Origin of the sequence: Flavobacterium flavigenum (genome assembly GCF_027111255.2) — a bacterium.
Classification (GTDB): domain Bacteria; phylum Bacteroidota; class Bacteroidia; order Flavobacteriales; family Flavobacteriaceae; genus Flavobacterium; species Flavobacterium flavigenum.
Genome location: NZ_CP114285.2, coordinates 4,212,177 through 4,234,201, shown reverse-complemented (window position 1 = coordinate 4,234,201; position 22,025 = coordinate 4,212,177). Strand labels below are relative to the sequence as shown.

General features: G+C 34.6%; 19 protein-coding genes. 12 read left to right on the top strand and 7 right to left on the bottom strand.

The window, feature by feature from the left end:
• Window positions 1-11: 11 nt before the first annotated feature.
• Both OZP09_RS17520 and OZP09_RS17515 read left to right on the top strand, forming a co-directional pair.
• Window positions 12-2,612, top strand: coding sequence for an alpha/beta hydrolase family protein (locus OZP09_RS17520; protein WP_281309735.1), 2,601 nt, complete (start codon window positions 12-14; stop codon window positions 2,610-2,612).
• Between the two features lie 161 nt (window positions 2,613-2,773).
• A complete protein-coding gene (locus OZP09_RS17515; RefSeq protein ID WP_269234965.1) occupies window positions 2,774-5,569 on the top strand; it encodes a M16 family metallopeptidase in 2,796 nt (931 codons plus the stop codon).
• Window positions 5,570-5,903: 334 nt separating this feature from the next.
• Here OZP09_RS17515 and hemL read toward each other — a convergent pair whose 3' ends face one another.
• From hemL to OZP09_RS17490, 5 genes are read right to left on the bottom strand one after another with little or no spacing between them, the layout of a single operon-like run.
• Window positions 5,904-7,190 carry a glutamate-1-semialdehyde 2,1-aminomutase gene (hemL, locus tag OZP09_RS17510; protein WP_269234964.1) on the bottom strand — a complete coding sequence of 429 codons (1,287 nt, stop codon included), beginning with the start codon at window positions 7,188-7,190 and terminating at the stop codon, window positions 5,904-5,906.
• A gap of 51 nt (window positions 7,191-7,241) precedes the next feature.
• Window positions 7,242-7,493, bottom strand: coding sequence for a hypothetical protein (locus tag OZP09_RS17505; RefSeq protein WP_269234963.1), 252 nt, complete (start codon window positions 7,491-7,493; stop codon window positions 7,242-7,244).
• Between the two features lie 16 nt (window positions 7,494-7,509).
• On the bottom strand, window positions 7,510-8,391 hold the full coding sequence (locus OZP09_RS17500; protein ID WP_269234962.1) for a glucosaminidase domain-containing protein: 882 nt from the start codon (window positions 8,389-8,391) through the stop codon (window positions 7,510-7,512).
• Entirely contained in the window at window positions 8,384-9,292 is a 909-nt protein-coding gene (locus OZP09_RS17495) for a 1-aminocyclopropane-1-carboxylate deaminase/D-cysteine desulfhydrase (RefSeq protein WP_269234961.1), read from the bottom strand. The genes OZP09_RS17500 and OZP09_RS17495 overlap by 8 nt, the downstream gene beginning before the upstream one ends.
• On the bottom strand, window positions 9,276-9,623 hold the full coding sequence (locus OZP09_RS17490) for a hypothetical protein (RefSeq protein ID WP_269234960.1): 348 nt from the start codon (window positions 9,621-9,623) through the stop codon (window positions 9,276-9,278). The genes OZP09_RS17495 and OZP09_RS17490 overlap by 17 nt, the downstream gene beginning before the upstream one ends.
• Before the next feature lie 113 nt (window positions 9,624-9,736).
• Here OZP09_RS17490 and OZP09_RS17485 point away from each other — a divergent pair, with 113 nt between their 5' ends.
• The 9 genes from OZP09_RS17485 (at window position 9,737) to OZP09_RS17445 (ending at window position 18,041) form a co-directional block, all read left to right on the top strand.
• Window positions 9,737-9,916 carry a C1orf53 family protein gene (locus OZP09_RS17485; protein WP_095928730.1) on the top strand — a complete coding sequence of 60 codons (180 nt, stop codon included), beginning with the start codon at window positions 9,737-9,739 and terminating at the stop codon, window positions 9,914-9,916.
• An 11-nt stretch (window positions 9,917-9,927) separates the two neighbouring features.
• The gene (locus OZP09_RS17480; protein WP_269234959.1) at window positions 9,928-10,902 is read left to right on the top strand and encodes a 2-hydroxyacid dehydrogenase; all 975 of its coding nucleotides are present in this window, start codon (window positions 9,928-9,930) and stop codon (window positions 10,900-10,902) included.
• Between the two features lie 157 nt (window positions 10,903-11,059).
• Window positions 11,060-13,036 (top strand): urocanate hydratase, encoded by a 1,977-nt coding sequence (gene hutU, locus OZP09_RS17475; protein WP_269234958.1) that lies wholly within the window; start codon window positions 11,060-11,062, stop codon window positions 13,034-13,036.
• Between the two features lie 25 nt (window positions 13,037-13,061).
• Complete coding sequence (locus OZP09_RS17470) at window positions 13,062-13,604, top strand: DUF4136 domain-containing protein (protein WP_269234957.1); 543 nt, start codon at window positions 13,062-13,064, stop codon at window positions 13,602-13,604.
• Window positions 13,605-13,877: 273 nt separating this feature from the next.
• Window positions 13,878-15,122, top strand: a complete 1,245-nt coding sequence (gene ilvA, locus OZP09_RS17465) for a threonine ammonia-lyase IlvA (RefSeq protein ID WP_269234956.1) — start codon at window positions 13,878-13,880, stop codon at window positions 15,120-15,122.
• A 116-nt stretch (window positions 15,123-15,238) separates the two neighbouring features.
• Window positions 15,239-16,216 carry a DNA (cytosine-5-)-methyltransferase gene (gene dcm, locus OZP09_RS17460; RefSeq protein WP_269234955.1) on the top strand — a complete coding sequence of 326 codons (978 nt, stop codon included), beginning with the start codon at window positions 15,239-15,241 and terminating at the stop codon, window positions 16,214-16,216.
• Entirely contained in the window at window positions 16,206-16,967 is a 762-nt protein-coding gene (locus OZP09_RS17455) for a hypothetical protein (RefSeq protein WP_269234954.1), read from the top strand. Before dcm ends, OZP09_RS17455 begins: the two co-directional genes overlap by 11 nt.
• A gap of 219 nt (window positions 16,968-17,186) precedes the next feature.
• Complete coding sequence (locus OZP09_RS17450; protein WP_269234953.1) at window positions 17,187-17,570, top strand: group III truncated hemoglobin; 384 nt, start codon at window positions 17,187-17,189, stop codon at window positions 17,568-17,570.
• A 36-nt stretch (window positions 17,571-17,606) separates the two neighbouring features.
• Window positions 17,607-18,041: a hypothetical protein gene (locus OZP09_RS17445; RefSeq protein ID WP_269234952.1), complete on the top strand. Its 435-nt coding sequence runs from the start codon at window positions 17,607-17,609 to the stop codon at window positions 18,039-18,041.
• Between the two features lie 28 nt (window positions 18,042-18,069).
• On the opposite strand, the gene OZP09_RS17440 is transcribed toward OZP09_RS17445, so the two are convergent.
• On the bottom strand, window positions 18,070-19,155 hold the full coding sequence (locus OZP09_RS17440; protein WP_432419438.1) for a DKNYY domain-containing protein: 1,086 nt from the start codon (window positions 19,153-19,155) through the stop codon (window positions 18,070-18,072).
• Between the two features lie 236 nt (window positions 19,156-19,391).
• On the opposite strand from OZP09_RS17440, the gene OZP09_RS17435 reads away from it, so the two are divergent.
• Window positions 19,392-21,149, top strand: a complete 1,758-nt coding sequence (locus tag OZP09_RS17435; RefSeq protein ID WP_269234950.1) for an aromatic amino acid hydroxylase — start codon at window positions 19,392-19,394, stop codon at window positions 21,147-21,149.
• Between the two features lie 91 nt (window positions 21,150-21,240).
• On the opposite strand, the gene OZP09_RS17430 is transcribed toward OZP09_RS17435, so the two are convergent.
• Complete coding sequence (locus tag OZP09_RS17430) at window positions 21,241-21,861, bottom strand: DUF4230 domain-containing protein (protein WP_281309734.1); 621 nt, start codon at window positions 21,859-21,861, stop codon at window positions 21,241-21,243.
• Window positions 21,862-22,025 lie beyond the last annotated feature (164 nt).

The following is a 22,025-nucleotide window of genomic DNA, read 5'->3' as shown; positions in this document are numbered from 1 at the left end:
AATTTAATTATATGAAAAAAATATTCTTACTATGTACATTCGCTTTGAGTGTATATAGTTTATTTGCACAGAAAAAAACAGTTGACGAATCGGCTTATCAGTCATGGGAGAGAATTGACAGTAAATCTTTATCCTATAATGGAAAGTGGATATCCTATAATACCGTATTTCAGGATGAAGGAAAAGAAAACAAAAAGCAGGTTATTGTTCAACAGGCTCCAAAAGGAAAACGTTTGGTTTTTGATAATACCAATGATCTGAAATTCATCGGAAAAAAAGACTGGATACAGTACACTAAAAACGATAGTACATTGCTTCAGAATTTAAAAACAGGAGTAAAAAGACTTTGGAAAAACAAGCATTCCACCAATGCTCTTGAAGGAACTGATTTCTTATATTATACTCGTCCAGAAGCTGAAAAAGGACCGTTTTTTTTGCAGCGTCTGGTTTGTTACAATTTAGAAAGCAATGACAGTATTGCTGTAAAGAACATCAAATCATCCCGCTTTTTGAAAAACAATTCATTTGTGTATACCCAGATTGACAAAGATCAGATATCGTTAAAACATGGAATCCCAGGCGGTAAACAAGAAACCATCTACAGCGGTAAAGCTTCTGAGTTTGGGGATTTTCAATTAAACGATAAAGAAAACGGCGGAACCTTTACCTTAAAAGGAAATAATAGTGCCGATTTTAATCTGGTTTATTATTTTAACCTGAATAATAACGCAACAAAAGCCGTATTCAATTATGATGACATTAAATTAAGTGACCCTGGCTATTCGGTTTCAAAAACAGCATACGGGTTGAATGAAAACAGTCGTTTTATCACATTATCAGTAAATTCTAATAAGCGTCCGGAAAATAAGCAGATAGCAAAAAAATCCGGAGTCGAAATCTGGAAATCAGATCAGGGCACTATGGAGCGCAGACAAGAATTGTTGCGAAACTCAAAAACACTTCCAAGCGAGCAGAAATTTCTATATGATATCCAAAACAAAAAAGTAATTAAAGTTGCATCAACTGGCGAATTTGATCAGGTCTCAATATCAGAATCCGGTAACTATAAAGGTGTTTTTGGTATAGATAAGAAACCTTATACTGTAGAAGTGGACTGGACTTTTAACGAACGTAATGATATTTACTGGGTTGATGCCGAAACAGGAAAATCTACAAAAGTACTGACAGGCGTTTTTGGAACTCCAATCTGGAACTCACAGGGAAGTTTTGCTGTTTTTTATGATGAAAAAGAAAAAGTATGGACGGTTTTTGACAGCAATTCTATGCAATTCAAAGATATTAGTTCTCAAATTCCTTTTCCAGTTTCAGATGATAACGTAGATATGAAATCGGCGAATACTGCTTACGGAATCGCAGGCTGGTTAAATAACGGAAACACAGTCGTTTTATACGATCAGTTTGATATGTGGGCCATTGACCTGACCAATCAAAAAAAGGCATATTCGATAACACAGCAGTATGGCAGAAATAACAAAACTGAACTGCGATATGGAGAACAAGGTTTTATTGGAAATTTAGACAACAGAAAATCCATTACTTTAAGTGGTTTCGATACAAAATATAAATCCACAGGTGTTTACAAATTAGTTGATGCGAACGCTGTTACCAAATTATTTGCTAATTCAGAATACACCGTACATATTGAAGCCGTTTCAGGAGATAATTCAAGTGTTTTATTTTCTAAAAAAAGCTATACTATTTTTCCGGATTTATGGTGGGGAACAGAAAATTTAAAATCACAGCAAAGAATTACCGACATTAATCCACAGCAGAAAGATTATGCGTGGGGAACTGCAAAATTGCTTACATGGAAAAGTTTTAGCGGAAAAGAAAACCAGGGAAACCTATACCTTCCGGAGAACTATGACAGCAAAAAAACATATCCTGTAATTGTTCATTTTTATGAAAAACATACCGAAGCATTTAATCAGTATCATCTACCTGAATTGAGTACTTCTAATGTTGATATTCCAACTTTCGTAAGTCAGGGTTATATTGTTTTTCAGCCAGATGTGCATTACACTTATGGTGATGTTGGAAACAGCGTTTACAATGACGTCATCAGTGGCGTTGAATATTTAATTTCAAATGGCATTACCGAGAAAGGCAAAATTGGAATTCAGGGACATAGTTTTGGGGGTTATGAAACTTCTTTCTTAACTACAAAAACAGATTTGTTCAGCTGTGCAATTGTTGGCTCCGGAGTAAGCAACTTTACTGCCAATTATCCTGTGATGCGATCTAATGGTATTTCGACGATGTTTAAATACGAAGTCGATCAATATCGTATGGGAAGTGCAATGCACGAAAATCTGGACGGATACATCAAAAATTCGCCTATTTTTTCGGCTAAAGACATCAAAACCCCAATCCTTATTTTTCACAATGATAATGACCGAGCAGTGCCTTATCAGGAAGGACAATCTTTGTTTTTTGCGCTTCGCCGTTTAGGCAAACCGGCTTTATTGCTTAATTATAAAAAAGAAGGACATACTTTAGAAGATGCTGCCAATAAAAAAGACTGGACACAAAAAATGCAGCAGTATTTTGATTTCTATTTAAAAGGTGCTTCACGCCCGGACTGGATGTAAATTTTTCTAAAATACTCAATTATTTAAACGCAGATTTTACAAATTTGCGTTCAGTAAAACTGTTATTTGAAGGTTTCTTATGAGACCTTCAAATCAACAGCATGTACTTCTTATACTTTTTTCAAATCAAAATTCAATCAAAAAAGAACAATAATTATCAAATGAAAACAAAATTAATTCTGGCGTATTTCCTGATTCTGGGGCTATCTCAGGTTTCAGCGCAGTTTAAAACTACTTTTCCGCTGCCAAAAGAAGTTGCACACGGAACGCTTCGAAACGGAATGCAATATTTTATCATGCACAATGAATGGCCTAAAGACAGGGCTGATTTCTATTTTGTTCAAAACGTTGGAGCTATTCTGGAAAATGATGATCAGGATGGATTAGCACATTTCTTAGAACATATGGCTTTTAACGGAACTGAGCATTTTAAAGGAAAAGGAATCATCAATATGTTAGAAAAACAAGGTGTTTCTTTTGGAAAAGATATCAACGCTTACACGGCTTACGACGAAACGGTTTACAACATCAGCAATGTTCCTTCAGGAAACAAAACTTTATTAGATTCCTGCATGTACGTACTGCACGACTGGTCGGGTTCTCTCCTGCTTGCCAATAACGAAATTGATGCAGAAAGAGGTGTAATTCGTGAAGAATGGCGTACCAGAAGAAATGCAGATTACAGGACGGGAGAAAAAATTAATAAAGTTGTATTTGAAGGTTCAAAATATGCGAAACGAAATGTAATTGGAGATTTAAATGTGATCAATAATTTCAAGTATCAGGTATTAAGGGATTATTACAAAAAATGGTACCAGCCTCAAAATCAGGCTGTCGTAATAGTAGGAGATATTGACGTCGCTTTAATTGAAAAACGTGTTAAAGAGATTTTCAGTTCGATACCGACTCCAAAAAAAATCAATAAAAGAGAATACGAAACAATTCCGGTACAGAAAGAAAATCGTTACGTTTTGGCTACTGACAAAGAATTACAGCGTTCTGGAATTTCTCTTTCATACAACAAATCGAAACCTTTAGTTCAGGATCAGGCAGAAATGATCAAAAGCATGCAGGAAAATCTGGCACTGCAGATGATGAATACTCGTTTTAACGAATACATCATAAATAATGAAACAGCAGGTTTGGCATTTGGAGTTTCAAATGATAATCTTTCGAGATTAGACAGCAAATTTTCACTGATCGTTAATCCGAAAAAAGGAAAATTCACAGAAGCTTTTTCCGAAGCCTACAGAGAATTTGAAAGAGCTATTCAAAATGGGTTCACTCAGACGGAATTAGACCGTTTGAAAACTAAAATGCGCACCAGCTACGACAATCGTTTAACAAATAAAGATAAAATTGGGAACAGTTACTGGGCAGAACAATTACAGTTATATTTTTTAGAAGCCAATCCGGTTTTTTCTGTTGAAGCTGAACACGAATGGATTAATGCTTTCTTAGACAATGTTACTTTAGCTGAGGTAAATAGTGCTTTTAAATCGCTAAATCCAAAAGATAATTTAGTGTTATCGGTTTCTGCTCCGGAAGATGCAGCAACAAAATTCCCAGAAGCAAATGAATACTGGAATGCTATCAAAACTATTTCTAACACAAAATTAGAACCGTACAAAGAAGAAGAATTAACGGCTTCGCTGGTAAAAGAGCAATTGACAGAAAAACCAATTGTAAAAACAGAAGATATTAAGGCTTTCACGAATGCAAAAAAATACACTTTGGCAAACGGTGCAAAAGTGATTATTTATCCTACTGATTTGAGTAAAGATCAAATTTTGTTTACTGCTTACAGCGCTGGAGGAAATTCTCTGGCTGACTGGAAAGACCTTCCTTCGGCTCAAATTGCAGCCAGCCTGGCGACATTTTCTGGTTTAGGAGATTACAAATTTACCGATTTAAAAAAGAAACTAACGGGTAAAACTGCCACTGTGAGTCCGTATATTGGTGGTTTGTATGAAGGCTTTAACGGAACCAGTAACAAAGAATCGCTTACGACTTTGTTACAGCTTACTTACTTGTATTTCCAGCATCCGAGATTTGACAACAGTACTTTCGATAAAATAAAAGAACAGTATGAAAATAAATTGAATAATGCCCCAAACAGTAACGACAAGGCTTTAAATGATACGATTTCAAATTTAAATACTAATTACAGCAAACGTAACTGGCTATTAACACAAGATTTCATCAATGCACTCGATTTAAATAAAGCTAAAAAACTCTACACAGAACGTTTCTCAAATGCAGGAGATTTTACCTTTTTATTCATAGGAAACATTTCAGAGCAAGACATTCCTTTAATTAACACCTATTTAGGAAATATTGCGGCAAACGAAAAAACAGAAAAATATGTGGATCATAAATTTTTTATGAAAGACGGAAAAGTAGAAAAAACGATTATAAGAACGATGGATACGCCAAAAACTACGGTTTATCTTCATCTGGAAAATAAAGATGTTGTGTATAATAAAAAGAACAAAATCTTAAGTTATATGTTATCTGAATGGCTTAAAAAGCGTTATTTAGAAACTATCCGTGAAGAAGAAGGCGGTAGTTACGGGGTTCAGGTTGGAACCAGTTTGTCTCAGACTCCTTCTCCATTATTTTCTTTAGAAATTAATTTCGATTGTAACCCTGATAAAGCAGATGCTTTAGTGAAAATTATTCATGCCGAGCTTGCAAGAGTTCAGACTGAAAATATTCCTGCAAATATGCTGGAAGACATCAAGCAGTCTATTCTGAAAAATCATCAGGAACAAATCAAACAAAATAATTACTGGCTGAATGTTTTGACTTCTTATGTTCGAAATAACGAAGAACCTCAAGATACAGAAACTCTAAAAAATACTTTAAGCACCCTAACTGCAAAAGACCTCAAAGATTTCATCGTTAGCTCTTTAAAAAAATCTAACAATGTACAGGTACTTATGAAAGCAAAATAAGAATTTTTATAAGTCAGTTCCTGATTTGTAATTCTTATTGATTTTTTTATTTTTAATTAGTTTTTAAAGGCTGTCCAAAAGATAGCCTTTATTATTTTAAAAGGATAAAATTGACAATCGCCAGAAATAGTAACATGATGCAAGTCATTTAAGACATACCACTTCTAAATTCCTTGCTAATTGCATGAAAACCGTATAAGTAAACAAGCGATTGAGAATACTAAATTATGTTCTCAATCGCTTGTTTTTTAAAATTGGGATAACTAATCTGTTCTTTTATCAATATAATAAAGGATATGTACAGACAGTTCGCACTTAAGGCCTAATCTTTTTATCAGAAAGTTTTAGAAACCTTATCAATTGCATTGATCGTAAAATCTAAATCTTCATATGTCAAAGCATCTGTGATAAACCAGGTTTCATATGCCGATGGCGCAATATAAACCCCTTCCTGCAATAAACCGTGGAAGAATTTCTTAAACGTTTCGTTGTCTCCTTTTGCAGCTGATTGAAAATCAGTAACCGGATTGACATCAAAGTGTACCGAAATCATAGAGCCAACTCTGTTGATTGTGAAAACAACATTATTTGCTTTTAAAACCCTGTCAATTCCTGCTTCCAGATAAGCTGTTTTTTCTTCTAAACGGGTAAAAATTGACGAATCATTATTTAAAGCCTGTAACATTGCTAATCCGGCAGCCATTGCCAACGGATTTCCGGATAATGTTCCAGCCTGATAAACCGGTCCGAGCGGTGCTAAATAATTCATGATTTCTTCACGTGCTGCAAATGCTCCTACTGGCAAACCGCCACCGATTACTTTTCCGAAAGTCACAATATCAGCGTTGATATTATACAATTCCTGAACTCCTCCTTTTGCCAAACGGAAACCTGTCATTACCTCATCAAAAATCAGTAAAATTCCGTTTGCTGTGCACAATTCTCTTAAGCCTTGCAAGAAACCTTTTTGAGGTGGAATACAGCCCATATTTCCGGCAACGGGTTCAATAATGATCGCTGCAATTTCATTTTTATTAGCTTCAATTAGCGTTTTTACATTCTCTAAATCATTGTATTTCGCCAATAAAGTATCTTTTGCGGTTCCTTCTGTAACTCCGGGACTGTTTGGTGAACCAAAAGTTACGGCTCCGCTGCCTGCCTGAATCAAAAAGGAATCAGAATGACCATGGTAGCAGCCTGCAAATTTGATGATTTTATCTCTCTTTGTAAAGCCTCGAGCCAGACGAATCGCACTCATACAAGCTTCTGTACCTGAATTCACAAAACGGATTTTATCAATATTCGGAACCATTGAAACCGCTAAAGCAGCAATTTCTGTTTCCAGTTCAGTTGGCATTCCAAATGAAGTTCCTAGTTTAGCTTTTTCGATTACCGCATCCACAACCGGCTGATAAGCGTGCCCCAAAACCATTGGTCCCCAGGAGTTGATATAATCAATTAATTTATTTCCGTCTTCATCATATAAATATGCTCCTTTGGCACTTTTTACAAAAACAGGGGTTCCACCAACGGCTTTAAAGGCTCTTACTGGTGAATTTACGCCTCCCGGAATTACTTTTTCTGCTTCAGCAAAAAGCTGACTACTTCTTTTATAAATCATTTTTTTTAGATTATTAGATCTTTAGACTTCTTAGATTATTAAATTTTAATATTACAAACTAAGACTTCTGTCTTTTATATATTCATTAAAATATTTTTGTTCGGTTTGTTTTTCTTTTGAAAGATTTTCAAATTTTAAATCAGACATTCCCTGAGGAGAGTAAAAATACCATTTCCAAATTGGTCTATGTTTTATAAAAAAATGATTTTCTCCAAATTCATCATGCTGGTAAACTCCGGAAAAAAATCGAATTATTATTCCTATTGCAAGAATAAAAACTCCAATTACGATTTTCTTTTTCATTATAATTACAATTAAATTATTTCACTTTGAGCTTTTGCCCTATCGATAGTGCATTATCAGTCAAATTATTTTTTTGTTTCAGATCATCAACCAATATGTTGAATTTTTTGGATATCGAATACAAAGTATCTCCTTTCTGGACTTCGTATAAACTCGGATCGTCTGAATTTGAAACTGAAGACGAAGACGAACTCTTTACCGGTGCTGACTTATTAATTGCCGTGTAGCTTTTCCCTGTAACCTGACAGTCGTACTGATGCAGATTATAACGTTCAATATAACTAATCAACTTGTCAGGATAATTGGGATCTGTCGCATACCCACAAGCCCTCAGCCCTTTTGACCAGGCTTTATAATCGTCTTTTTCGTAAGTAAACAAAACGGCATATCGGTTTTTACCAACCAAAAATAAAGCATGATCCCGGTAGGATTCTGATGGTTCTTTATATTTTCTAAAACATTCCTGAGACGAATCATCGTCATGGCGAATACTTTCCCCAAGCCAGTCATTGTGGCATTTTATTCCGAAATGATTATTTGCTGATAACGCCAGATCTCCTCGACCTGCTCCCGACTCCAGGATTCCCTGAGCCAGAATAATACTTGCCGGAATACCGTATGTTTTCATGTTTCCCATGGCAATATCTTTGTATTGCAAAACATAATCGGTTATTAAACTGCTTGTAACGACAGTTTTTGAAGTCGATTGAATAACCTCAGTTGTGTTATTTGTAGAAGGATATTTTGCAGTTGGTCTGGAAGTAACTCCCTTTTTAGTTGAAGCTGTTCTGGGTCTTTGAGCCGCTGCCTGTTTTTTAGTGGTTGCGATAGTAGGCTTGCTGGAAGAACAGCTTGCCAATACTGCGACTACGAAGAGTGTAATTATTTTTTTAAGCATCAATTTTGAGTATTGGTAATTTTTTCTGCTTCAATTTTAAATTCATTCCATTAATTCCCTGTAATCCACCGGTATGAATGAGTAAAATTTTTGAATGTGCAGGAAAATAGTTTTTATGGATTAAATCTATAACGCCAAAAACCATCTTTCCAGTATAAATTGGATCTAAGGGCACTTTATTTTCTTCAAAAAAAGCATTGATAAATTCAATTAATTCTAAATTTATCTTGCCATAACCTCCAAAATGATAGTCAGAAATTAAATTCCAGTTATCTTTTTTTGCAAAAATACGAATTTCATCTTTTAAAAAATCACCTTTTAACGCCGGAAAACCTAAAATTTTCTGATTGGGCAACGCGCTATTTATTAATCCGGAAATCGTACCACCCGTTCCAACTGCGCAGCAAACATAATCAAAAACCGAATCCTCATCAGTCAAAATCTCTTCACAGCCTTTCACGGCCAGTTCGTTTGTACCGCCTTCGGGAACCAAATAAAAATCTCCAAATTTCGATTTTAAATTTTCGATATAAGATGCTTCACTTTTTAAACGATAATTTTCTCTTGACACAAATTCAAATTCCATTCCGTTTTCATGAGCGAATTTGAGGGTTGGATTTTCTTCAATTTTATCTTCAAGTTCGTCTCCGCGAATGACTCCGATTGTTTTAAATCCCTGCTCTTTTCCGGCATAAGCCACCGCTGCAATGTGATTTGAAAAAGCACCGCCAAAAGTCAATAAAGTCGTTTTGTTTTCGGTTTTCGCCTGAAGCAAATTGTATTTCAGTTTTCTGAACTTATTTCCTGATACAAAAGGATGAATCATATCTTCACGCTTTATGATCAAAGAGATGTCTTTTGAAAACTCAATATTTATGGGCTGATTAAAAACGGGGTTCATTTAATTTTATGTATTGCAAGAACTGAAAAAAAGAGCGGTTTTTCAGATAGTTAAAATTAGTTTCATTTTCGTATGCCTCTCTTTCAAAACTAATATTCCTATAAGCTAAATCTGTGTTTTTGTATTGAATCAAACGAATAAAAAATTCTAAAATATACCAGATAAAAAAAGGTAGAATCAACATTTCTATTTGCTGTCTTAAATGTATTTTTTCGTGATTTACAAAAACAGCATTTACCTGATCTTTATAATATTTGACTAAAATGAAGGGAAAAACAGCCATTCCACGATATCCTTTCGGAATTAAATATTTAGCAACAATCAGAAACATTGGCTGTAAAATTTATAAATTTGTAGTTATAAAATTGTTCGATTTCAATAAAATCACAATCGATTAATTGTTTTTTCAATTTAAATGAAACGCCAATTGACACAAAATAGTTTATGAAAGAGCAAAGTAATGAAAATAAATTAATCGAAGGCGAAGATTTTTACTATACGCCCGAAGGTTATAAGTGCTTTACTGAAAAACACCATTTAAAACGTGGTTACTGCTGCAAAAGCGGCTGTCGTCATTGTCCTTACGGGTATGATAAAAAAACAGGCAGAATAAATAAAAATTAGATGACCGCAAGATGAACGTTTTTATAAATAAAAATATACCCGAAACCGGCATTAAAATGCTTCAGGAAAAAGGCATCAACTTAACGATAAATCCAACAGAAAGTGTTTTATCAAGAGCAGCGTTTATAAAAATCTGTCAAGAACATGATGCGCTGCTGAATGTTGGAACCAATAATTTAGACGAAGATTTTTTTGAGCAGTGTCCAAATTTAAAAGGTATTGCTTTATTTTCTGTTGGATTTGATGCTGTTGATATAACTTCGGCAAACAGCAGAAAAATTCCTGTTGGAAATACGCCTGATGTTTTGAGCAGAGCAACTTCAGATGTTGCTTTTTTATTGATGCAAAGCGTGGCCAGGAAATCATTTTTCAATCACAAAAGAATTCTAAATGATAACTGGGCAAGTTTTGATCCGTTAGCCAATTTAGGACAAGAACTTTATGGCAAAACGCTTGGGATTTTCGGTTTAGGCAGAATTGGTTTTGAAATGGCTAAAAAATGTAAAGCCGCATTCGGAATGAATATCATTTACCATAATCGTTCTCACAATGAAGAAGCTGAAAAAGAATTAGATGCAAAATATGTAGATTTTGAAACTTTACTTTCCGAAAGTGATGTTTTAAGCATTCATTCTAATTACAGTGCTGAAAACAATGAACTTTTCAATAAAAACACTTTTGCTAAGATGAAATCTAATGCGATTTTCATTAATACAGCGAGAGGGAAATTTCAAAATGAAAACGATTTGTTTAATGCCTTAACGAATAATATAATTTGGGGAGCAGGACTTGACGTTACGAATCCGGAACCTATGAAATCTGACAATCCGCTATTGTCGCTTCCAAATTGTTGTGTTTTACCCCATATTGGTTCTGCAACTTACGAAGCGAGAAACGGAATGGCAGTTTGCGCTGCACAAAATATAATTGCACTTTTTGAGAATAAAAAAATGCCGTTTTGTGTAAATGAGGAAGTATATTCTTAAATTAGAAAATGTGGTAATTTGAAAATTAGATAATTAAAATAAATTCCAATTTTTTAAAATTCCAAATTCCACGGAGCAGCATATTTGAAAATTAGGACAAAAAATTAATCTGTTGTTAATTTAACTAAAATACCTTAGCAACTCAGTACCTTAAAAAATGACTTTCAAAGAACAAATACAACAAGGAATACCTTCTATATTACCTCCAAAACAGGCATACGATCCGGCTATTAATCATGCTCCGAAACGAAAAGAAATTCTTTCGGCTGAAGAAAAAAAGCTGGCATTGAAAAATGCTTTGCGTTATTTTGATCCAAAACATCACACCGAATTACTTCCGGAATTTTCAGAAGAATTAGAAACTTACGGTCGTATTTATATGTATCGTCTTCGTCCGGAATATAAAATGTACGCAAGACCAATTGATGAATATCCGGGAAAATCATTACAGGCAAAAGCGATTATGCACATGATTCAGAACAATTTGGATTATGCTGTTGCACAACATCCGCATGAATTGATAACGTATGGCGGAAACGGAGCCGTTTTTCAAAACTGGGCACAATATTTACTGACGATGCAGTATTTGTCTGAAATGACAGATGAGCAGACTTTAACAATGTATTCCGGTCATCCAATGGGATTATTTCCTTCGCATAAAGAAGCGCCAAGAGTTGTTGTGACAAATGGAATGGTAATCCCGAATTATTCTAAACCTGATGATTGGGAAAAAATGAATGCTCTTGGAGTTTCGCAATACGGACAAATGACGGCTGGAAGTTATATGTATATTGGCCCGCAAGGGATTGTACACGGAACCACGATTACGGTTCTGAATGGTTTTAGAAAAATAAAACAAAATCCTGAAGGTAGTTTATTCGTAACTTCGGGTCTTGGCGGAATGTCTGGCGCACAGCCAAAAGCAGGAAATATTGCCGGTTGTATTACGGTCTGCGCCGAAGTAAATCCGAAGATTACTAAAATCCGTCACGAGCAGGGATGGATAAATGAAGTTGTGACCTCAACTGAAGAATTGGTTGCCAGAGTAGCTTCGGCGAAAGCCAAAAAAGAAACAGTTTCGATCGCCTATTTAGGAAATGTGGTTGACGTTTGGGAACGATTCGATCAGGAAAATATCAAAATTGATTTAGGTTCAGACCAGACTTCTCTTCACAATCCATGGGCCGGCGGTTATTATCCGGTTGGAATTTCATTTGAAGATGCTAACAAAATGATGGCTGAAAATCCGGATTTATTCAAAGAAAAAGTTCAGGAAAGTTTGCGTCGTCATGCGGATGCCATCAACAAACATACAGCAAAAGGAACGTACTTTTTCGATTACGGAAATGCCTTTTTATTAGAAGCTTCCCGCGCTGGTGCAGATGTTATGGCAGAAAACAATATCGATTTTAAATATCCAAGTTATGTTCAGGATATTATGGGACCAATGTGTTTCGATTACGGATTTGGACCTTTCCGCTGGGTTTGTACTTCTGGAAAACGGGAAGATTTATTAAAAACCGATGCAATCGCTTCGCAGGTTTTAGAAGAAATGGCAAAAACGGCTCCAGATGAAATTCAGCAGCAAATGCAGGATAACATCAAATGGATCAAAGGTGCACAGGAAAACAAACTCGTTGTAGGTTCTCAGGCACGAATTTTATATGCTGATGCCGAAGGTAGAATCAAAATTGCAGAAGCTTTTAATCAGGCAATTGCAAAAGGTGAAATTGGTGCAGTGGTTTTAGGCCGTGATCATCATGACGTTTCGGGAACCGATTCGCCATACAGAGAGACTTCAAATATTTATGACGGATCCCGTTTTACGGCCGATATGGCGATTCATAATGTAATTGGAGACAGCTTCAGGGGAGCAACATGGGTATCGATTCATAACGGTGGCGGCGTTGGCTGGGGAGAGGTTATAAATGGCGGATTTGGTATGGTTCTTGATGGTTCTACAGAGGCTTCAAAACGTTTAGCTTCAATGCTATTCTGGGATGTAAACAACGGCATTTCAAGACGAAGCTGGGCCCGAAACGAAGGTGCCGTTTTTGCAATAAAACGTGCCATGAAAGTTCAGCCGTTATTGAAAGTAACTTTACCCAACATGGTTGACGAAAGCTTACTATAAACAAAACATTTAATTCTATAAAATTATGAAAACATTCAAATTAGTTCCGATTTTGCTGTTATTGATCCTTAGTTCATGCAGCAGTATTACTGTTTATTCTGATTACGATAAAAATGTCGATTTTACGCCTTACAAAACCTATGCCTTCTTCAAACCCGGAATTGATAAAGTCGAGATTTCTGATTTGGATAAAAGACGTATCCTTCATGCAATTGATACAGAAATGCAGTCTAAAGGTTTCACAAAAAGTGAAAAACCTGATTTGCTGGTGAACATTTTTACAAAATCAAGAGAGCAGGTTGATGTAAACCAATTTAACGCCGGATGGGGTTATGGATGGGGATGGGGATGGAATCCATGGATGATGTATGGAGGAAACCAAACTACCGTATCAACTTCTACCGAAGGTACTTTATACATCGATCTGATTGATGCCAAAAAGAAAGAAATGATCTGGCAGGGAGAAGGAATTGGGGTTTTAACCCGAAACATCGATAAAAAAGATGAAAGAATTGCTGAATTTGTAAATAAAATTTTAGCGCAGTATCCTCCTCAGGTAAAAAAATAATTATACATTTGCTCTTCAGACAACAGTAAATGACAAACTTTAATAACATCATTATCACTATTATCAGCATTATTGCAATTCAGCAGTAATGGCGAGGTGTTATATTAAAAAGTAAACAATACAATTTATGAAACCTCCCAGAACCGGGAGGTTTTTTTATTTAAACAATTAAAAAAGTTAACCACAAATTATACGAATTGCAAGAATTATTTTTCCTTACTACAATTAAAAATTAGTGCAATTTCTGTAATTCGTGGCAAAAAAAACAAACAAATGGATCTATTCAACGAAGTATTACATGCCAAAAAGCAGCTCGAAAACGTAGTTGCTGCAACACCGCTGACACAAAACCTAAATCTTTCAGACGAATTTAAAGCAACTATTTTATTAAAAAGAGAAGATCTGCAAATTGTCCGTTCGTATAAAATCAGAGGGGCTTACAACAAAATTTCTTCGTTGACTGATGCTGAAAAACAAATTGGAGTGATTTGCGCCAGTGCCGGAAATCATGCCCAGGGTGTTGCTTATTCCTGTAATTTACTGCAGATAAAAGGCAAAATTTATATGCCAAAAACTACTCCCAAACAAAAAGTTAAACAAGTACAATTGTTCGGGAAATCGTTCGTTGAAATTGTACTGACAGGAGATACTTTTGATGATGCTTACGCTTCTGCCACTGCAGATGCCATCAAAAATCATAAAATATTCATTCATCCTTTTGATGATGAAAAAGTAATTGCAGGTCAGGGAACGGTTGGTTTAGAAATACTCGAAAATCACAAAGAGCCTATTGATTATGTTTTTGTTCCAATTGGCGGCGGCGGACTGGCTTCTGGTTTATCTGAGGTTTTTAAACATTTAAGTCCGAATACCAAAATAATTGGTGTTGAGCCAAAAGGCGCTCCTTCTATGAAAACTTCGATTGAAGAAAATAAAAATACAGCCTTAAAAACAATCGATAAATTTGTGGATGGTGCCGCTGTAAAACAAGTGGGAGACAAAACTTTTGAAATCTGTCGTTATAATCTGGAAGATATTATCCTGGTTCCCGAAGGAAAAGTCTGTACCACTATTTTACGATTGTACAATGAAGAAGCTATGGTAGTTGAGCCGGCAGGTGCTTTGACAATTGCTGCTTTAGATTTTTACAAAGACAAAATTAAAGGAAAAACAGTTGTTTGCGTCGTGAGCGGAAGCAATAATGATATTGAAAGAACAGCCGAAATAAAAGAACGTTCTTTGCTTTATGAAGGGTTAATGCATTATTTTATGATTCAGTTTCCACAGCGTCCAGGTGCTTTAAAAGAATTCGTGAACAACATTTTAGGCCCTGATGATGATATTACTTATTTTCAGTTTGCTAAGAAAACGAGTCGTGAAATGGGTTCTGTTGTCGTTGGACTAGAATTAAAAAACAAAAAAGACATACTGAATATTAAACTGAATATGATCCAAAACGGATTTGAATTTCAATATCTGAATGATAATCCCAATTTATTTACCCAGTTAATTGGTTAGTTATGTAAAATTGCCTTTAACGAGAAAATACTAGGTTGAAAAGATGTCAACAAATAAACAAGTCTTACATTTTTATTAAGAGTTAAAATGTTATTTTTGAACTAAAGTTTAGGAAAATGGAAAAAATAAAATTTATTGATTTATTTTGTGGAATTGGTGGATTTAGGACTGCAATGAATCAAGCGTGTATTGAAAACGACTTAATTCCTGAGTGCGTTTTTTCATCCGATATTGATAGTTTTTGTCAAGATAGCTATGAAGCCAATTTTGGAGAAAGACCGTTTGGAGATATTACAAAAATTGACGAGAAAGATATACCTGACCATGATATTTTATTCGCGGGTTTTCCTTGCCAATCATTTAGCATAATAGGCAAAATGAAAGGATTCGACGATGTTAGAGGAACTTTGTTTTTTGATATTGCTAGAATTTTAAAGCACAAAAAACCAAAAGCATTTGTTTTGGAAAATGTTAAACAACTCTTTGGGCATGATGGTGGAAATACATTAAAAACTATTGTAAATGTTCTCGAAAAAGAGTTAGGTTACAGCGTTAGATTTGCTGTGCTAAATGCACTTGATTTTGGACTTCCTCAAAAAAGAGAAAGAATAATAATAGTAGGACATAAAGACCCTATTTTATTTAATTTTCCCTCACCAATTAGACCTTTCAAACCATTAAGTGAAATTTTAGAAAGAAAAGTAGATGCCAAATATTATGCATCTGAAATGATATTAGAAAAAAGAAAAAATAAGCATAAGTCAGCATATAATCTTTCTATTTGGCATGAAAACAAATCGGGAAATATTTGCTCTTATCCGTATTCCTGCGCTTTACGTTCTGGAGCTTCCCATAATTATTTACTTGTAAATGGGGAAAGAAGGTTAACACCGAGAGAAATGTTTCGTTTACAAGGATTTCCTGATAATTACAAAATTGTTGTTTCTGATGGGCAAGCGAAAAGACAAGCAGGGAATGCCGTTCCTGTCAATTTAGTAAAAGCTGTAATTTTAAAATTACTTCCATATGTTGCAACAACTATGGATATGACCTCCGTTTTAAGAGACTACGAAGAAGTTAACTATGGAAAATAACAGAACTCCAAAATTAAGAACGGTAAATAAATCTGTGCCTGCGTTTCCGCTTAATGAATTTCCAAAAGATTTTCCATTATTACTTGGAAAAGAAATTATTTATTTACTGGCATCAAAAGGAAAACCTGAACTTGAGGGTTCAGATTGGGAAAGTATGTTTGCGGAATGTATTGGTGCTCATTGGAAACCATCAAACGTTGGATTGGACGACGTAGTTATGGGAAATACTGCTTGGGGTGCAAAATCTGTAAAGGCGACCAATCCATCTTCAGTCAAAAAAATCAGGTTAATATCTGGTCGTAATTCTCCTAATTATTCTTTTGGAGAAAGAAGTGACAGAAAAGCTGACCCAAAATTAATTGGCGAGTTAGTACTCGAAATTTGGAACGAAAGAGTTTCTTCAATACGAGAAAAATACAAACATTTAAGAACAATCATCTTGATTAAGTCAAATGACTTATCAGAAGTTGTAGTATTTGAATTTGACACTATTCGATACGACCATGAACTTTATAATTGGGAATGGAATGTAAGAGGTAATTTAATTGGAATAAATAAAAAAACTAATGAGCAAACCTTCACATGGCAACCTCATGGTTCTCAATTTACAATTACAGAAAATGTTCCGGAGAAAGCCTTAATCATAAAGATAAAGAAACCCGAAATTCTTAATAAGCAAGAAGTTTTAAATGCTTTGGGATTTGATAAATCTTGGATTACATATACAAAAAGGGAAGCAAAACGAATATAGCAACTGCACATAAAACACGCTAAAAGCAGTTTGGGTTTTATACTTAATTTGAAGTTGGTTTTGCATTTGGAAGATTTGGCAAACCCGAATGATGTACTTAATTTAGTTCCAAACTGCTTGTTAGCGCGAGAAGTAAAAAATATACCGCTATGATAAATATCAGCAAATAAAAAAGGCGCTATATCGTATTTTTGCAACTCAAAAATTTAATTAAAAAACATGGCACTCCAGGATATTTCAAACATAGAAGACATAAAACTTTTAGTCAATACATTTTACGAAAAAGTACAAAACGACGATTTGATCGGACCTATTTTTAATCAAAAAATGATAGGAAGATGGCCGGAGCATCTAGAGAAAATGTACCGCTTCTGGCAGACATTACTTTTAGAAGAGCATACCTATTCCGGAAGCCCTTTTCCGCCACACAAACAATTACCTGTAAATCAATCTCATTTTGACCGCTGGATGGAAATTTTCACCGAAACTGTTGATTCTTTATTTTTTGGAAAATTAGCAGAAGAAGCTAAATTGCGTGCTGCCAATATGGCTTATATGTTCAATTATAAAATTGAATATTTCAGAAATCAGGCAAATCAATAAATTGCAATAATTTTAAAATAACAATTTACTTAAAATATGAAAAAACTAATTCTTCTTCTTTGTATCTTCTTTGCTGTCACCACAAAGGCACAATCTGCCAAAAGTATGCTTTACAAAGGCACTATTGACGGAAAAATAGCCGTAACATTTTATATAAAAGAAGAAGAAAATCCTTGTACCGCAGATTTAATGTACACATCAATGTACCGCTATGACAAATCCGGCAGCTGGATACAATTAGACATTACTCAAAATAAAAAGAATGAAAACCAACTTATATTAGTCGAACATGGATTTTCAGGAGTTATGATTTTAAAGAAGGAAGGAACAAATTTTAATGGATTATGGATCAGTCCTGACAGTAAAAAACAATTAAAAGTAACCTTGAAGGAAGTGCGTATGACCAAAAAAGAAACTGAAACTTACGAGGATAAAATGGAGAAAATAAATTATGAAAATAACGATTGTTAGAACAGTCGTTATTTTCATAACTCTAAATTTATTTCAATTTTCTATCAAGAATTTTTCCATTTCTGAAATTATTTGTTCCGTCCTCCCAAATATCATTTTCAGAAGTCCTTTTAAATGTTTTTGGATCTGCTTTTTCAACAATACTATTTTTGTAAAATACGTTTTTACTGTCTTTGGCATAATCCGGCGAGAGGATTTCAAAAGCTGAAATAGCAGCACCGGTTATTTTTTTGCCTGAATAATACACATTTTTCCTGTCTTTGCAGTAGCCATAATCTAATGGCTCAAAAGATTGAATATCAATTTCTGGATATACTATTCCTTTGTAAATCAAGGTATCGTTAATCACTATTGTATAATAATCAATTGCTTTGGTAGTTTTAATAGTTTCGAAAGTATGCAGCGTAAATTCATCTTTGGTAAAAGCAGAAACTACAGCATTTCCGATTTGGACGTATGATTCGTTAACAACCTTGATTTCACCTTCAACTCTTTTATGTTTTCGGATTACTTCATCAACTTCAAAAGCATACAAACCGTCTCCTCTTTGATGAATAATCGAATAAATGTAATTTGCGTCTATAGCAATTGCATCGTTCAAAGGTTTAAAAGTTAACGGATCTCCTTCTGTTTTTTTACCCCTGTAGAAAATTGCATTAGCATCCCTGAACCAGCTAATCCGCTTATAATCCGGAAGTGAGGAATCCAGCAGTTGATAACTTTTAGGATCTGCTCCTTCTATAATTCCTAAAAAATTATATTCTTTTCCGTTCGTAGTATAAACATGGTTTTTATCCTTAATAATTCCGGAAGCATCTACCTGAAAAGTTGCATAATCAACAGCTTGCTTTCTTCCTTTCCAGAAAACATCCTTTTTATCTTTTCCAAAATCCCTGTTTATGGGCTGAAAAGATTCAACATCAGCATCAGATTCAAAATATCCCAATTCAAACCAATTGCCCATTGGAGAATGCACAATCAAATTTTTTCTGTAATGATAAAAATACGAATCGGAGACTTTATTATTTACATGATCTCCTATTCGGAATAAAAAATACCTTATACCTAAAAAGGCGAACACAGCTATTATTAAAATGATCAACAAAACTTTCATACTTATGAATACCTTAAATATACTTTTTGTAAAACTAAGTATTTTATTGTTATTTTTTCAGTTCTAATTTACCCCTCATAAAATAATACGTATTGAAGAAATATTCTAAACCATGCGAGTGACAAAAACTAACAATTCACTAACAAAAGACGCTTTTTATTTAAATTAAATAGTATAAAAGTCATTTTCAATACCTCAAATTTGTAATTTTACATTTCAACCTACAGTTTTTCCAAATGAATCCAAATATTGAAACAAATCCGTTATTAGAAAGATTGCCCAAACATTTAAAGCAATTCATCAAACCTCAGGATTACAGCGATTATACGCCCATTAATCAGGCGGTTTGGCGTTACGTAATGCGTAAAAATGTAGATTATTTATCAAAAGTAGCACATCATTCTTATCTGGATGGTTTGAAAAAAACCGGAATCGAAATTGATTCTATTCCGAGCATGTACGGCATGAACCGAATCCTGACCGAGATTGGCTGGGCTGCCGTTGCTGTTGACGGGTTTATTCCACCCAATGCTTTCATGGAATTTCAGGCGTATAATGTTTTGGTTATTGCTTCTGATATCAGACAATTAGAGCATATTGAATATACTCCTGCACCGGATATTATTCATGAAGGTGCCGGTCACGCCCCTATCATTGCGAATCCGGAATATGCTGAATATTTAAGACGCTTTGGAGAAATTGGATGTAAAGCAATCTCATCCTATAAAGATTATCAGATGTATGAAGCGATCCGACTGCTTTCGATTTTAAAAGAAGCCGAAGATACATCACAAGAAAAAATCGAGGAAGCTGAAAAAGCAGTTGCCGATTTACAAAAAAACATGGGCGAATTGTCTGAAATGGCCCAAATTCGAAACCTACACTGGTGGACAGTAGAATATGGCTTAATTGGAACGATAGAAAACCCTAAAATTTATGGTGCTGGACTGCTTTCTTCAATTGGTGAAAGTGCTCATTGTATGACCGATAATGTGAAGAAAATCCCTTATGACATTTCTGCTGCAAATCAGAATTTTGATATCACACAGTTACAGCCTCAGTTGTATGTAACGCCTACATTTTCGCACCTGAGTCTGATTTTAGAAGAATTTGCTAATAAAATGGCTTTACGAACCGGAGGCCTTTCCGGAATTCAGAAGCTAATCCAATCAAATGCTTTGGGAACGATTGAGCTGAGTACCGGTTTACAAATTTCAGGTATTTTCACTAATGTTATCGAAGAAGAAGGAAAACCGGTTTACATTCAGACAACCGGAAAAACCGCCTTATCGTACCGTGAGAAAGAATTAGTCGGTCACGGAACTTTGACACACCCACAAGGATTTGGAAGCCCAATTGGAAAACTGAAAGGCTTTAATCTGGCTATTGAAGATATGAGTCCGAAAGATTTACAGGCGTACAGCATTGTTGAAAGCGAAACTGTAAAATTGGAATTTGAAGGTAATATTGTTGTAGAAGGCGACATCATTACAGGTTCAAGAAATCTGCATGGAGAAATTATCTTAATTAGTTTTAAAAATTGTACCGTAACACATGGCGAAACGATTCTGTTCCAGCCGGAATGGGGCAATTATGATATGGCTATTGGCAAAAAAGTAGTTTCGGCATTTTCCGGTCCGGCCGATGTAAATAGCTTCGATCTGGTTAATATTGTTCCGGCTTCTAAAACCATCAAAGCAAAACATACAGATGAACGCGATGATTTGGAATTTTTATATTCGACTGTTCGGAACATTCGCGATAATAAAGGTTCTAAATCTGAACTACGATCGGTTTTTGAAAAATTAAAAAATAATCATCCAAACGACTGGCTGCTTGCTGTTGAAATTACAGAACTTTTGAAAGATTCTGATGAAAAACAGCTTTTACAGGAAGTATTAAATCATTTAGAACAATTGAAAATAAAACGTCCTGAAGTGGCGCATTTAATTTCCGGTGGTTTGGATTTGATTTTTGATAAGGAAACGGTTTAAAATATTACACGAAGATTTTTTAATCTCTCAAAGTCGCAAAGCAAATACATTTAGAAACTTTGCGACTTTGCGACTTTGCGAGATTTTTTCTTTACAACTTCAAATCCTGATTCAACTCACTCTCAGATTCAATCGTTTTTCCATTATACTGAAGTTTCCATCCCATAGAATTGGTCATAATCAAAATCTTGGATAATTCACTTATTAATCGGTTTTGTGCGTTTGTTTTAAGTGTTGATTTATCGATTTTCTTAGCCAGATTCGCCTTCACTGACTTGTTGATTTTATTGTAATCATCTCCTGTAAAAGGGTTTAGTTTACTTTGTTCCACATCATAAAACTGAATATCGGGATTGATGGTAATTTCTTCTTTCGGAATAGTAAGAATGGTAATCGTTTTATTTTTTTCATCAATATCATATTTCATTTTATGTAAATCGTAGGCAACTGTAACATTTGCGTTTACGACAACAAGTGCTTTCTTCTCAAACGAAATCATATTCATGAAATATTTCTGCTGGTTTTTATAAGTGATGACTTCAGAAAAATGCCCCTCAGTAACAACTAATTTGCCAACATTTAAGATTTGCTGCTGAATGAGATTTGTATTATACTCAATTCCGTCATCATCATTTTTTTTGAATTCACAATATCTGAAAGCCAAAATAACGGCAAGTACAATTCCGGAAACAACTACTATTCTCTTAAGCATAACTTGAATTTACATTTTATAATGAAAGCTAATTTAATACTTTTTTAAGTAGAATTCCTTATCATTTTAAAAGGGATTTTTGATAAACCAATTTCGCCTCACATTGAAATTATGTAAGATAATCAGCTTTTTACATAAACCCAGAAACCCACTAGTCAGGTATT

Coding starts and splice junctions, on each gene's coding strand:
- OZP09_RS17520 (WP_281309735.1), top strand. CDS start 12: ATGAAAAAAATATTCTTACTATGTACATTCGCTTTGAGTGTATATAGT.
- OZP09_RS17515 (WP_269234965.1), top strand. CDS start 2,774: ATGAAAACAAAATTAATTCTGGCGTATTTCCTGATTCTGGGGCTATCT.
- hemL (WP_269234964.1), bottom strand. CDS start 7,190: ATGATTTATAAAAGAAGTAGTCAGCTTTTTGCTGAAGCAGAAAAAGTA.
- OZP09_RS17505 (WP_269234963.1), bottom strand. CDS start 7,493: ATGAAAAAGAAAATCGTAATTGGAGTTTTTATTCTTGCAATAGGAATA.
- OZP09_RS17500 (WP_269234962.1), bottom strand. CDS start 8,391: ATGCTTAAAAAAATAATTACACTCTTCGTAGTCGCAGTATTGGCAAGC.
- OZP09_RS17495 (WP_269234961.1), bottom strand. CDS start 9,292: ATGAACCCCGTTTTTAATCAGCCCATAAATATTGAGTTTTCAAAAGAC.
- OZP09_RS17490 (WP_269234960.1), bottom strand. CDS start 9,623: ATGTTTCTGATTGTTGCTAAATATTTAATTCCGAAAGGATATCGTGGA.
- OZP09_RS17485 (WP_095928730.1), top strand. CDS start 9,737: ATGAAAGAGCAAAGTAATGAAAATAAATTAATCGAAGGCGAAGATTTT.
- OZP09_RS17480 (WP_269234959.1), top strand. CDS start 9,928: ATGAACGTTTTTATAAATAAAAATATACCCGAAACCGGCATTAAAATG.
- hutU (WP_269234958.1), top strand. CDS start 11,060: ATGACTTTCAAAGAACAAATACAACAAGGAATACCTTCTATATTACCT.
- OZP09_RS17470 (WP_269234957.1), top strand. CDS start 13,062: ATGAAAACATTCAAATTAGTTCCGATTTTGCTGTTATTGATCCTTAGT.
- ilvA (WP_269234956.1), top strand. CDS start 13,878: ATGGATCTATTCAACGAAGTATTACATGCCAAAAAGCAGCTCGAAAAC.
- dcm (WP_269234955.1), top strand. CDS start 15,239: ATGGAAAAAATAAAATTTATTGATTTATTTTGTGGAATTGGTGGATTT.
- OZP09_RS17455 (WP_269234954.1), top strand. CDS start 16,206: ATGGAAAATAACAGAACTCCAAAATTAAGAACGGTAAATAAATCTGTG.
- OZP09_RS17450 (WP_269234953.1), top strand. CDS start 17,187: ATGGCACTCCAGGATATTTCAAACATAGAAGACATAAAACTTTTAGTC.
- OZP09_RS17445 (WP_269234952.1), top strand. CDS start 17,607: ATGAAAAAACTAATTCTTCTTCTTTGTATCTTCTTTGCTGTCACCACA.
- OZP09_RS17440 (WP_432419438.1), bottom strand. CDS start 19,155: ATGAAAGTTTTGTTGATCATTTTAATAATAGCTGTGTTCGCCTTTTTA.
- OZP09_RS17435 (WP_269234950.1), top strand. CDS start 19,392: ATGAATCCAAATATTGAAACAAATCCGTTATTAGAAAGATTGCCCAAA.
- OZP09_RS17430 (WP_281309734.1), bottom strand. CDS start 21,861: ATGCTTAAGAGAATAGTAGTTGTTTCCGGAATTGTACTTGCCGTTATT.